This is a genomic window from Bacillota bacterium (assembly GCA_024655925.1).
Classification (GTDB): Bacteria; Bacillota; DTU025; order DTU025; family JANLFS01; genus JANLFS01.
Genome location: JANLFS010000062.1, coordinates 1 through 11,905, shown reverse-complemented (window position 1 = coordinate 11,905; position 11,905 = coordinate 1). Strand labels below are relative to the sequence as shown.

General features: G+C 61.2%; 12 protein-coding genes. All 12 read left to right on the top strand.

The window, feature by feature from the left end:
• On the top strand, positions 1-252 hold a 252-nt coding region (locus tag NUW23_10350; GenBank protein MCR4426570.1), incomplete at its 5' end, for a rod shape-determining protein.
• A gap of 25 nt (positions 253-277) precedes the next feature.
• On the top strand, positions 278-1,114 hold the full coding sequence (mreC, locus tag NUW23_10345; GenBank protein ID MCR4426569.1) for a rod shape-determining protein MreC: 837 nt from the start codon (positions 278-280) through the stop codon (positions 1,112-1,114).
• Positions 1,111-1,620 carry a rod shape-determining protein MreD gene (gene mreD / locus NUW23_10340; GenBank protein ID MCR4426568.1) on the top strand — a complete coding sequence of 170 codons (510 nt, stop codon included), beginning with the start codon at positions 1,111-1,113 and terminating at the stop codon, positions 1,618-1,620. The genes mreC and mreD overlap by 4 nt, the downstream gene beginning before the upstream one ends.
• 18 nt (positions 1,621-1,638) lie before the next feature.
• Positions 1,639-3,480 (top strand): penicillin-binding protein 2, encoded by a 1,842-nt coding sequence (mrdA, locus tag NUW23_10335; protein ID MCR4426567.1) that lies wholly within the window; start codon positions 1,639-1,641, stop codon positions 3,478-3,480.
• 74 nt (positions 3,481-3,554) lie between these two features.
• A complete protein-coding gene (minC, locus tag NUW23_10330; protein MCR4426566.1) occupies positions 3,555-4,250 on the top strand; it encodes a septum site-determining protein MinC in 696 nt (231 codons plus the stop codon).
• On the top strand, positions 4,247-5,050 hold the full coding sequence (minD, locus tag NUW23_10325) for a septum site-determining protein MinD (protein ID MCR4426565.1): 804 nt from the start codon (positions 4,247-4,249) through the stop codon (positions 5,048-5,050). The genes minC and minD overlap by 4 nt, the downstream gene beginning before the upstream one ends.
• 7 nt (positions 5,051-5,057) lie before the next feature.
• Complete coding sequence (gene minE, locus NUW23_10320) at positions 5,058-5,339, top strand: cell division topological specificity factor MinE (GenBank protein ID MCR4426564.1); 282 nt, start codon at positions 5,058-5,060, stop codon at positions 5,337-5,339.
• Positions 5,340-5,363: 24 nt separating this feature from the next.
• Complete coding sequence (gene rodA, locus NUW23_10315) at positions 5,364-6,482, top strand: rod shape-determining protein RodA (protein ID MCR4426563.1); 1,119 nt, start codon at positions 5,364-5,366, stop codon at positions 6,480-6,482.
• A gap of 107 nt (positions 6,483-6,589) precedes the next feature.
• Positions 6,590-7,531: a M50 family metallopeptidase gene (locus NUW23_10310; GenBank protein MCR4426562.1), complete on the top strand. Its 942-nt coding sequence runs from the start codon at positions 6,590-6,592 to the stop codon at positions 7,529-7,531.
• A complete protein-coding gene (locus tag NUW23_10305) occupies positions 7,528-9,333 on the top strand; it encodes a TIGR03960 family B12-binding radical SAM protein (GenBank protein ID MCR4426561.1) in 1,806 nt (601 codons plus the stop codon). The genes NUW23_10310 and NUW23_10305 overlap by 4 nt, the downstream gene beginning before the upstream one ends.
• On the top strand, positions 9,330-10,139 hold the full coding sequence (locus NUW23_10300; protein ID MCR4426560.1) for a TIGR03936 family radical SAM-associated protein: 810 nt from the start codon (positions 9,330-9,332) through the stop codon (positions 10,137-10,139). The genes NUW23_10305 and NUW23_10300 overlap by 4 nt, the downstream gene beginning before the upstream one ends.
• Positions 10,081-11,853 (top strand): Rne/Rng family ribonuclease, encoded by a 1,773-nt coding sequence (locus NUW23_10295; protein ID MCR4426559.1) that lies wholly within the window; start codon positions 10,081-10,083, stop codon positions 11,851-11,853. The genes NUW23_10300 and NUW23_10295 overlap by 59 nt, the downstream gene beginning before the upstream one ends.
• Positions 11,854-11,905 lie beyond the last annotated feature (52 nt).

The following is an 11,905-nucleotide window of genomic DNA, read 5'->3' as shown; positions in this document are numbered from 1 at the left end:
GTGGAGTCGGTCCGGATGACTCTGGAGAAAACTCCTCCCGAGCTCTCGGCGGATGTGATGGACAAAGGCATCGTGATGGCGGGTGGCGGTGCACTGCTTCGTGGCATCGACAAGTTGCTCCAGGACGAGACGGGTATGCCGGTCCACGTGACTGAGGACCCTCTGACGTGCGTCGTGAAAGGAACTGGCATTGCCCTGGAGAACCTGGAATTGCTCAAGAGAGTGCTGATCTCGTCGCGGAGGCTCAAGTAGATCGGGGGCTTGGAGTTGATCCCCCATGCATCGATTCTTCTCCAATCGGAGGGCCACTGTCACAGGGGCGTGCGTGGTCCTGTTGTTGTGCCTTGTGTACTTCACCGCTAGAGACAGGCAGAGGCTCACCCTCGCCGAGCAAGTTGCTCGGGAGGTTTTTGCCCCCGTCGCCCGGCTCGGAAGCAGATTCGGGACGTGGGTCTCTTCGTGGGCCTCTTTTGTTTCGTCTATCGGGGCCACGAAAGCCGAGAATGAGCGGCTCGCACGAGAGGTGGATCGGCTCGTGAGCGAGAACCTGGCTCTCTCGGAGGCGGCCCGCGAGAACGAAAGACTCCGCGCCCTGCTAGATCTGAAATCATCCATGCCCGGCAGGACGCTCGGGGCTCGTGTGGCCTTTCGTGACCCAGGAAACTGGCTCTCCACGATCGTCGTGGACCGTGGTTCTGCAGATGGGGTCAGAAACGGTATGGCTGTCATAGACCCTAGAGGTGTGGTCGGGCGGGTTACGTCCGTCACCCCCAAGACTGCTGCGGTGCTTCTCGCGGTGGACGGGAGGAGTGCCATAGGCGGGCTGAACACGCGGTCCAGGGACCTCCTGGTGGTGGAGGGTCTCGGCGATGGGTCTGGGCTTTGCGTGGCACGGCCACTCGGGGCCGAATCTGATCTCGCTGTGGGAGACGTTGTGATCACCTCCGGGCTTGGGGGGATCTACCCGCGTGGGCATGTCATCGGGGACGTGGTCTCTGTGGAGCAGGGCAAGTACGGTGTGTCCAGCATCGGATATGTCCGCCCCAGGGTGGATTTCGAGAGGCTGGAGGAGGTCCTGGTGCTCCTAGAGCGGATTGAGGGTAAAGCCGAATGAGAAGGATATGGGTTCCCCCTGCGCTCTTTGCGGCCCTCACGATCCAGGCGGCGGTCTGGCCCTCACTCTTCCCGGGCAAGGTCCGGCCAGATCTGGTGCTAGTCCTGGCCATCGTGGTCTCTCTGACACGAGGTACGGTTGCAGGGGTCGTGACAGCCCTGGTGGGCGGGTTGTTTCAGGACGCAATGACCGGGCAGTTCATCGGCGCGAATGCAGGCGCAGACATGGCCGTGGCTGCCCTCGTCGGGTTCTGGGAGCCGAGGCTTTTCCGTGAGAACCTATTCACTCCCGGGGTAGTGATAGTTGCCGGAACCGTGCTCCGGGAAGCCATCTACCTGTTCATAGTGGGCTCGTTTGGTGCTCACGTCGATCTGGGCAGGGCCGTGCTGGTCGTGATGCCGTGGATGGCATCGCTGAATTGCGTCGCCGGCATCTGGCTGTACCACCGTGTCTATCTCAGACCGCGCAACAGGGCGAGGCCGTACGCTAGAGTCTCCGAAGTCTGACCCCTGGAGTTGGTGCCAATGGTCCGCAAGCAGACCCAGTTCGAGCGGAGGCTTCGGCTCTTCGAGGTCCTGGCCTTCTGCATACTGGTGGTTCTTGTCGCGAGGCTCTGGCAGCTTCAGATAGTGCGGGGCGACTACTACCGTGCACGCTCCGCCCAGAACAGGACGGCGCTTCTCCCCATATCTGCCCCTCGCGGCGCCATACTGGACCGCAACGGGCAGGTTCTCGCTTCGAACCGGATGGCCTATACCATATCCGCGGTCCCCCAGGAGTTCCGAGATAGGGAGGCAGTCATCGAGAGGCTCGCGTCGGTACTCGAGATGCCGGCCGAGGAGATATCCAAGAAAATCGCGGGCCAGACCGAAGGCAGGTACGGTATCCCCTACCAGCCAGCCCGGCTGGTGGAGGACGCCTCGCCCGAGCTCGTGGTGAAAGTCGCGGAGCGCCGGGTGGAGTTGCCGGGGGTAATCATCGAGGAAGAGCCCTATCGAAGTTATCCGATGGGCCTTCTAGCCGGACCCATCCTGGGGTACGTGGGGCAGATAAGTGCGGAGGAACTCAAGGAACTCGCCTCTGACGGTTACAAAGGCCGGGATCGGATAGGCAAGTCCGGCATCGAGAGGGAGTTCGAGAGGTACCTTAGGGGCCAAGACGGCGTGACGGAAGTGGAGATCGATTCACTGGCCAGGCCGGTGGGCACTGTGGGGATCAAGGAACCTATAGAAGGGTCGACAGTCACCCTCACTGTCGACGCGAGGGTGCAGCGGGCTGCCGAGGATGCACTCCGGGCCCAACTCGCCGCGATCAGGGCTGAAGGCCGGTACCGGCAGGCCCAGGCCGGCGCGGTTGTCGCGATCGACCCGAGAAGTGGCGAGATTATCGCCATGGCCACTGAACCAGGCTACGACCCGGGTTGGTTCGTCCCCAGGATCTCTGACGAGCGGTGGAGACAGTTGAGCTCCGGGGTGTCCGGCCTGTTCAACCGGGCGGTATCAGGGGCGTACCCTCCGGGCTCCACGTTCAAACCTTTCACAGCTGTGGCCGCCATCGAGGCCGGGCTGGTGAGTCTTTCCGAGAAGTTCCTCTGCAGCCCGGAGGTGGCCTCGAGGTACTACGGCAAGAAGTGCTCCGTGTGGGATTACGGGCGCAGTCATGGTTATCAGACCCTCCACGAGGGGATAGCGAACTCCTGCAACATCGTCTTCTACGAACTGGGCAGAAGGCTCTCGGTGGACCTGATGGCCCAGGCGGCACGGGAGTTTGGGTTCGCAAGCCCAACGGGCCTGAAGTTCCTACCGAGAGAGGTCGCTGGGTCGGTGCCGGACTCTTCGTCCCGCTCGTTCACGGCGGGGGAGAGGCTGAACTACGCGATCGGGCAAGGCATAACGTCTACACCGCTTCAGATGGCAGTGGCCTACGGCGGAATCGCGATGAAGGGCACGATGTATGAGCCCACCTTGGTCCGTCAGGTCTCGGCAGGCGGCGAAGTGACGTTCACTAGCACGCCGAAGGTCGCCCGGACCGTCGATCTTCCAGAGTCCACATGGTCCTTCCTTCACAGGAGCATGGTGGACACGACGCGCGTCGGGACTGCTGCGGCGGCGTTCGCAGGGTTCCCGGTAACTGTGGCGGGCAAGACAGGAACGGCCCAAGCGCCGCCGGGTGATCCGCACGCCTGGTTCGCTGGTTGGGCGCCGTCGAGTAACCCAGAGATCGTGGTGGCTGTCCTGGTTGAACAGGGCGGAGGAGGCGGGTCGGCGGCCGCTCCAGTGGCCCGGGCGGTAATGGAGGCCTACTTCGGCTTGGGGGCCGGTTTCGATGGATCTCGATTGGCGGCGAATCCTGAGAGGCCTGAGTAGCCTGTCGCGGAAGGATTTGCATGGGGTTCGGAGAATAAGGAAGACGAATGGCTGCTAGGATGGAGGTCAACCGGTTGAAGCCTCAGGAGATCATCTTCAAAGGCACTCGCAAAGGCCTGCGGCTGGTTCTCAACGCCCGACAGGGTGTGGACAGCCTCAAGGCCCTCCTGAGACAAAAACTCGACAATTCCGGCGATTTCTACGCGGGCGCCAAGGTCACGGTAGAGACCAGGGGCGCGGTGGTGCCGCCGGAGACTGTGCAGGAGGTCCTTGCGATCTTGGAAGACTACGGACTTTCGGTTTCCGAGACTGAGCACGAGCCGGCGGGGCGCGGCCGTGTCCGCCCCGAGCCCAGTGAGCCCCCGGCACCCGCTCCGGTCGTGTCCGGGATAGACCCCGATCTCTTGCCCAGGCGTGCGGATACGGTTATGATTCGCCGTACTCTCCGAGCGGGCCAATCTGTGACTTTCGACGGGAATGTCCTGGTCATGGGGGACGTGAACCCTGGCGCGGAAGTCTCAGCCACCGGGGACATAGTGGTCTTCGGGGCTCTCCGCGGGGTCGCTCATGCGGGGTCTCTGGGAAACGTGAACGCACGGGTGGTGGCTCTCAGGCTCATGCCTACACAGCTGCGGATATCCGACAAAATCACACGAGCCCCAGACGACGAAGTGCAGGCCCCCGAGGGCCCGGAGGTGGCACTGGTCCGCGAAGGTTCGATTATCATAGAGCCTTGGACATCTCATTCGGGGATGGTGTTTGGTGCATGAGCGGAACTGTCATCGTTGTCACGTCCGGCAAAGGCGGCGTCGGGAAGACCACCGTCGTGGCGAACATCGGGGCGGCAATAGCTTCTTTTGGGCCTAAAGTGGCCCTGGTAGATGCGGATATCGGGCTGCGTAACCTCGACATCGTGCTGGGCCTCGAGAACCGCATAGTCTACGACCTCGTCAATGTGGTGGAGGGCAAGTGCAGTCTGCGCAAAGCACTGATCCGTCACAAGAAACTGGAGAACCTGAGCCTGCTCCCGGCGTCGCAATCCCGGGATAAGTCAGCTGTGTCCCCGGAACAGATGAGAGCACTTGCCGAGGAACTGCGAGAGGAGTACGATTTCGTGATCGTGGATTGCCCGGCCGGGATCGAGCAGGGGTTCAAGAACGCCATTGCCGGGGCTGACCGGGCTGTGGTGGTCACCACCCCTGAGATGTCTGCCGCAAGAGACGCTGACCGCATAATCGGCCTCCTTGAATCTGAGGACATCCGCGACCGTGGCCTGGTCATCAACAGGATACGTCCTGACATGGTCCGTCGCAGGGACATGATGGATGTCGACGATATCCTGGAGCTTCTAGGGTGCGACCTTCTCGGGGTCGTCCCAGACGACGAAAGCGTGATAGTCTCAACCAACCGCGGGGAGCCGGTGGCACTGGATGAAAGGTCCAAGGCGGGGCGGGCCTTCCGGGACATAGCCTCCAGGCTGATGGGGAATGATCTCCCCATTGCGGCTACAACCGAGAACGAAGGGCTGTTCAACAAGTTGATGAGATGGGTAGGACTTGCGAGGGGGTAGATGCCGCATGTTGGAGTTTCTCGCGCGGCTCTTCGGACGAATGGAGACCGGAACCAGCAGGGAGTCTGCCAGGAACAGGCTTAGGCTTGTCCTGGTGCATGACCGCGCGGCCATATCCCCGGGGCTCATGGAGCAACTGAGGAGCGATCTAATAGAGGTCATAGGCAGGTATATGGAAATAGACGAGGGCAACATGCGGGTGGAGTTTGACCGGTCCGACTCCTCCGTGGCCATCGTGGCGAGCATACCTGTGAGAGAGGTCAAGCGTGAAGCTGCTCCTGCGAGATAGGCCCACCGGGAGGCTTGGTTGTCCATGGTCCCAGAGAGGAGGCTCCTCCGGAACCTCGATTACCCTCTAGCCGCGGCTGTCGCGGTGTGTGTGTTGTTCGGGTGCGCGATGATATACAGCGCTACCAGGGCGAACCCGGGTCTCACCGGGGGAGACCCCTATTCCCTTGTGAAGAAGCAAGCCTTGGCGGCCGCGCTTGCGCTGGCCGCGTCATTCTTGGTAATTGGGATCGACTACCGGTACCTGGCACGTCTCGCGAAGTGGATCTATGCTGGGAGCATAGGTTTCATCATCTCCGTGTTCTTCCTGGGTACGAGGACTCAAGGGGCACTTGCCTGGATACGGCTGGGGCCTCTCGCCATCCAGCCGTCTGAGTACGCCAAGATAGGGGTGGTGGTAGCGCTTGCGGCTTATCTCGCTGAGCGCGAGAACCTTTCAACGCTTCGCAGTCTCATTGTGCCATGCGTCATTGTCTTGGTCCCGATGGGTCTGGTGGTAGCCCAGAACGACCTCGGAAGCGCACTTGTCTTCGCCCCGATGCTCTTTGCCATGCTCTATGCAGCCGGGGCGAACCCGAGGCTTCTCGTTCTGATCATCGCTGGAGGCCTGTTGGTTGCAGCGCCCGCCGCTTACTTCTTCGCACTCGACGGGTACCAGCGCCTCAGGATTCTGGTATTCCTCAATCCGGGAATGGACCCGACAGGAGCTGGATACAATATCATCCAGTCGGTCATCGCGATAGGATCCGGTGGTCTTCTGGGTCTGGGTTATGGACAGAGCACGCAGGCCAGACTGAACTTCCTTCCCGCCCACCACACAGATTTCATCTTCTCTGTGATCGCCGAGGAACTAGGGTTCTTCGGGGCGGCCACGGTGCTCGGAATGCTGTTCTTCATCGTGTTCCGTGGATACGCCATCGCAGGCGGGGCAAGGGACAGGTTCGGCGGCCTGGTGGCGGTGGGGATAACATCGACCATGCTGGTCCACATCTTCGTCAATGCCGGGATGACGATGAATGTCTCTCCGTGTACCGGGATTCCGCTCCCGTTCCTCTCCGCGGGAGGGAGTTCACTCATAGCCACCATGCTCGGGATAGCGCTGTTGCAGAACATCCACATGAGGAGGCAGAAGATCCTCTTCTAGGGATGCCCGGAGGCCAGTATAATCTCATCGTGAGGCTGCGGGCCCAAAGATGCCCGCTGTCGCCATGTACTGCGACACGGCCTCGGTGAGAGGTGTTCGGCCTTACGATGGGCGGCTTTCGAGGCGTTCGACTGTTCGGTGTGGGCTTGACGGTCAACCCCCTGCTCCTCCTGGTCGTGGCAGCCTACGCGTATGCTGGGGCATTCATCGACTGGGCGACGGTGTTCGCCTGCCTGATCCTGCACGAACTGGCCCACGCCGCGGTGGCATCCGGGTTCGGTCTGAGGGTGCTCGAGATTGAGTTCACGCCGATCGGAGGGGTCGCCAGGCTCGATGGCCCGATCGAACTCGAGCCTGAGGTGGAGGCGGCGGTCGCCATGGCCGGGCCGATGAACAGCCTGGTGCTGGCGGGTATTGCATACATGCTCCTCCGGTCGGGGATTGGCAGGGGCGAGAGAGCGGAGTTCTTCATCGCGATCAACCTGGCCTTGGCAGTCTTCAACCTGTTGCCTGCGCTTCCTCTGGATGGTGGGAGGATACTCCGGGCCCTGCTCGCCGAGAGGTTGGGCGTCGCGCAGGCCACTGCGCGTGTGGTGAGACTGTCTATCGCGCTTGGCTGGCTGGTGGCGGCAGGCGGCGTAGCGGGGGCGGTGGCTGGGCTTCTGAATCCGGTTGTGCCCGCAGTCGGGATTTTCATCGTGCTCGGTGCAAGGAGAGAAGGGCGCGCGGCTGGGTTCTCTCCACTGCGCTCAGCCGTACGGAAGCGGGCCGCGTTCGAGGAGGCCGGGACAATGCGCGCCCGAGTTATTGCGGTCCACGAGGGCGTTCCCATACGGCGCGTGCTGGACATGCTGAGTGGGTCTGATCTCTTGATTATCTCAGTGCTTGCGCCTGGCCGGGGAGAAATCGGCCGGATAAACGAAATGGAACTGGTTGAAAGAGCGCTCGAACTTGGAGTGGATGTCCCGCTCCGGGCGGCGGTCTCTGGTGGGCGCTCAAGGTCGTCCGGCCCGTCGGGCTGGAGAAACGAAGGCGAGGAGCATTATTGATACGGGACATTGTGCGAACCGAAATACTGCCCAATGTGACCCGGCCGGCCCGGTACGAAGGGAACGAGCTGGGCGCGGTCAGGAAGGACCACGCGGAGGCTGAGGCCTCCCTGCTTTTGGCGTTTCCCGATGTGTACGAAGTAGGCATGTCCTATCTGGGATTCAAGATACTTTACGATGTGGTGAACGCCAGGAAAGAGTGGGTGGCGGAACGCGCCTTCGCGCCGTGGCCCGATATGGAGCAGGAGATGAGGGCACATGCCGTGCCCCTCTATGGCCTGGAGACCTTCACTCCCGCGCGGGAATTCGACGTAATAGGGTTCACCCTCCAATACGAACTGACCTATACCAATGTCCTCATGATGCTGGGACTTGCCGGAATCCCCCTCCGCTCCCGCGACCGCGGGGAAGACGACCCTGTAATCATCGCAGGTGGTCCCTGTGCTGTGAACCCTGAACCGGTCGCAGCCTTCTTCGACCTGGTGGTGGTGGGTGATGGCGAGGAAGTCATCACCGAGATCATGGACGTGGTTGCACGTGCAAGGCACGCGCGCACGCCCAGACGCGAGCTTATCAGGGAGCTTGCGTCTCTCCCTGGAGTCCATTGCCCGGAATTGGGCAACCCGGTCAGAAGGCGGGTAGTTGCGGACCTCGAGGGGGCAGCTTTCCCACGCAAGTTCATAGTGCCTTTCATGGAACTCGTTCACGACCGGGTCGCGTTGGAGGTTATGAGGGGGTGCTCCAGGGGATGCCGGTTCTGCCAGGCAGGTGTGCTCTATCGCCCTGTTAGAGAACGGAGCGTCTCGAACCTGTGCGAACTTGCAGACGCTCTCCTGAGTTCGTCTGGGTATGAGGAAGTGTCGCTCCTGTCGTTGTCCACTGCGGACTACTCAGGTGTGGCACAACTGGTGCGGAACCTTGTGGAGAAGTATGGCCATGAAGGCGTGGCTGTCTCCCTCCCATCGCTCAGAGTGGACTCGTTTTCCATCGCCCTGGCCAGAGAAGTCCAGAAGTCCAGGCGGACTGGGCTCACCTTCGCTCCGGAGGCTGGAACTCAACGGCTTCGAGACATAATCAACAAGGGAGTCACAGAGGAGGACCTCATGTCCGCCGTGACGGATGCCTTCGAATCCGGGTGGGAGAACGTCAAGCTCTATTTCATGATAGGGTTGCCGCACGAGACCTACGAGGATATCGGCGGCATAGCGGACCTTTCGAAGAAGGTACTGTCAGCGGGAAGGCGGATCGCGGCGGGGCGCGGGAAGGCCGGCCGGGTGGGGGTGAACGTAAGCGTCTCATCATTTGTCCCCAAACCGCACACGCCCTTCCAGTGGTTTGGGCAGAATACCACCGAGGAGCTGAAAGCCAAGCAGCACTACTTGAGGGACCGCCTTCGTGTGCGGGGAATATCCGTGTCTTTTCCCGACGTACGGGCGAGCCACCTTGAGGCCACCTTTGCGCGCGGGGACCGGAGTCTGTGCCCGGTGGTTGAGCGCGCCGTGCGCTTGGGATGCCGTTTCGACGGATGGTCCGAGTTGTTCAGACCGGACCTGTGGGAGCAGGCTTTCGCAGAGGAGGGCGTGGACTCCTCGGCTCACGCCACCAGAGTATTTGCCCCCGACGAGCCGCTTCCCTGGGACTACATCGACATGGGCGTCGCCAAGGGATTCCTGCTTCGTGAGGCAGAGCGGGCGGCGCGAGGCGAGCTAACTCCCGACTGCAGGGAAGGGCCGTGCTCCCGGTGCGGGGTGTGCGGGGGAGATGTCCGAGTTCGCCTCCTCGGAAAGGAGGCGGGGGCATGACCGGAGAGACTTCTGCAGTTTCGGTGCGGGTCCGCATGGCCAAAACGGAAGAAGCGAGGTTCATTTCGCATCTGGAATTCGTCCGCGCGATGGAGAGGGCAGTCAGACGGGCGCGGGTGCCCATATCCTATACTGAGGGGTATCATCCCCATCCCAAAATGTCCTTTGGCTCGGCACTCGCAGTAGGGATCACAAGCGAAGCCGAGTATGTGGATTTAGAGCTGAGATCCCCAGTGTCTCCGGCGAACCTCCTCTCCGCACTCGAGCAGGCACTGCCGCCCGGACTGTCGGCACTTGCGGCAGGGAGAGTCATTAGCCGGGCATCCCTCGCGTCCCGGATAGAGTATGCGTCATACAGGGCTTTCGTGCGCCCGGAGTTGTGCGGGGCGGCGCAGGAGTTTATGGAGGGGGAAACCGCCATAGCCCCGGTCAAGACCAAGAGCGGAAGGAAGCGCGTGGACCTTCGGCCTCTTGTGAGGTCGCTTTCGTGTCACGAAGGCATCCTCGAGTTCGTGTGCAGGTCCGGTGGGAGGGCCAATCTGAGACCCCAGGACCTGATCGCCCACTTGGCAACGGTTTCGGGGGCGGGCGAGGCCGGCGGCGCAAATCCAGATGTGGTCGGGCGTGTTCCCATACACCGGACAGGGCTCTACTACGTGGAAAACGGGGACCTGGTGTCCCCGATGGATTCCGAGTGTGAAGATTTGGCGACCGCCGCGGGGAGGCGGTCCGAGGAGTTGAGTTTGGATGCGCAAAGAAATCGTTGTCAATTCGGACAACGGGGAAATGAGGGCTGCGATTCTTGAGGACGGTGCGCTCGTCGACTTGTTCATTGAAAGGTCGGTTCATCCCAGATACGCCGGGAACATCTATAAGGGCAAGGTCGAGAACGTCCTTCCGGGTATGCAGGCGGCTTTCGTTGACGTTGGCCTCGAACGGAATGTCTTCTTATATGTGGATGATGCACTCGCAGGAAGGAACGGAAAGGAGCACCGAGTAGTCCGAGAAGCGGACGGAGAGGAGATCCCGGTCCCCAAGAAGTCGAAGTCGATAAAGGACATCCTCAAACCCGGGCAGGAGATAGTGGTGCAGGTTACCAAGGAGCCCATAGGTACGAAAGGGGCTCGAGTGGTTACCGATATCACACTTCCCGGACGATATGTCGTGCTGATGCCGACTGTAGACTATGTGGGCATATCCAGGCGGATCGAGAGGGACGAGGAGCGGGACCGGCTCAAGAAAATCGCCCAACAGGCCAAACCCAAGAGAATGGGCGTGATAGTCCGCACCGTCGCCGAGGGCAGAGATGACAAGGAGATCGCAGCGGACATCCAGTTTCTCACGAAGCTCTGGAGAAAGATCCAGGCCAAGGCCAGAAGAGCCAAGGCGCCGTGCCTTCTCCACAAAGACTACGACCTGGTCTACAGGCTAGTGCGTGACCAGTTCACAGAGGAAGTCGACAAGTTCATAGTGGACGACCCCAAGGAACTGAAGAAGATCACCGACCTTCTGTCCATGGTGTCCGAGAACATGAGGGGCAGGGTCTCGCTCCATGCCGGACCAGAGCCCATCTTCGACTCCTACGGGCTCGAGGAGGAGATCGCTCGTGCTCTCAGGCGGAAAGTATGGCTCGGGTGCGGGGGCTACATCGTCATCGACCATACCGAGGCGCTTACAGTCATCGACGTGAATACCGGGAAGTTTATCGGGACTACTTGCCTTGCGGATACCGTCCTCAAGACGAACCTGGAGGCTGCTCAGGAGATAGCAAGGCAGGTGAGGCTCCGAAACATCGGCGGGATAATCGTCGTGGATTTCATAGATATGGACGACGAGAACCACCAGAAGATGGTCATTAAGCAGCTCGAGGAGGCGCTCGCACGCGACAAGACCAAGGCGTCAGTCTTAGGCTTCACGCATCTCGGCCTCGTGGAGATGACCAGGAAGAAAGTGCAACAGGGGCTGGTGGAATCTCTGATGAAGACATGCCCCACGTGCGAGGGGAGGGGAAGAATCCTTTCAGAGGAGACTCTCGCATTCAGGGCCATGAGAGCCATCAAGAAAGAAGCCCAGGCCACGGATCAGCCGGCAATGCTTGTTCTGATCCACCCGTCTGTTGCTGCGGTCTTGATCGGATCGGGTGGCTCCAACCTCGCGGCCCTCGAGGAACAGACCGGCAAGGCCCTCTACGTAAAGGGCAGCTTTGACCAGTGCGTAGAGGACATCGTAGTCGCCGCCGTGGGCACCCGCGAGGACGTCGAGAAGAAGGCATTGCCGGTGTCGGTCGGGGACGTGATAGAGGTGACAATCGAGGAACCCCACATGGCCAACGCCAAGAACGGGATCGCAAGAATCGAAGGGTACGTCATAGACGTGGAGGGCGCAGGCCGCCTGATGGGGACGAAGGTCCGGGCGGAGGTCACCCGTGTGTTCAAGACTTACGCAAAGGCCAAGGTTGTCCGAGAGGAGCCGGAGGAGCCGGCGTCGGGCACCTCGGATCTCATCGAGAAAGGGGTCTGACCTGCATGGGCCGCGGCTGCGGCGGTGTAATCTTAGAGTAGGGTGCGGGAAG

Excerpts from the sequence above, each read along its gene's own strand:
- rodA (MCR4426563.1), top strand. The coding sequence starts at position 5,364 with ATGGTCCCAGAGAGGAGGCTCCTCCGGAACCTCGATTACCCTCTAGCC.
- NUW23_10300 (MCR4426560.1), top strand. The coding sequence starts at position 9,330 with ATGACCGGAGAGACTTCTGCAGTTTCGGTGCGGGTCCGCATGGCCAAA.
- NUW23_10310 (MCR4426562.1), top strand. The coding sequence starts at position 6,590 with ATGGGCGGCTTTCGAGGCGTTCGACTGTTCGGTGTGGGCTTGACGGTC.
- minD (MCR4426565.1), top strand. The coding sequence starts at position 4,247 with ATGAGCGGAACTGTCATCGTTGTCACGTCCGGCAAAGGCGGCGTCGGG.
- minE (MCR4426564.1), top strand. The coding sequence starts at position 5,058 with ATGTTGGAGTTTCTCGCGCGGCTCTTCGGACGAATGGAGACCGGAACC.
- mreC (MCR4426569.1), top strand. The coding sequence starts at position 278 with ATGCATCGATTCTTCTCCAATCGGAGGGCCACTGTCACAGGGGCGTGC.
- mreD (MCR4426568.1), top strand. The coding sequence starts at position 1,111 with ATGAGAAGGATATGGGTTCCCCCTGCGCTCTTTGCGGCCCTCACGATC.
- NUW23_10295 (MCR4426559.1), top strand. The coding sequence starts at position 10,081 with ATGCGCAAAGAAATCGTTGTCAATTCGGACAACGGGGAAATGAGGGCT.
- mrdA (MCR4426567.1), top strand. The coding sequence starts at position 1,639 with ATGGTCCGCAAGCAGACCCAGTTCGAGCGGAGGCTTCGGCTCTTCGAG.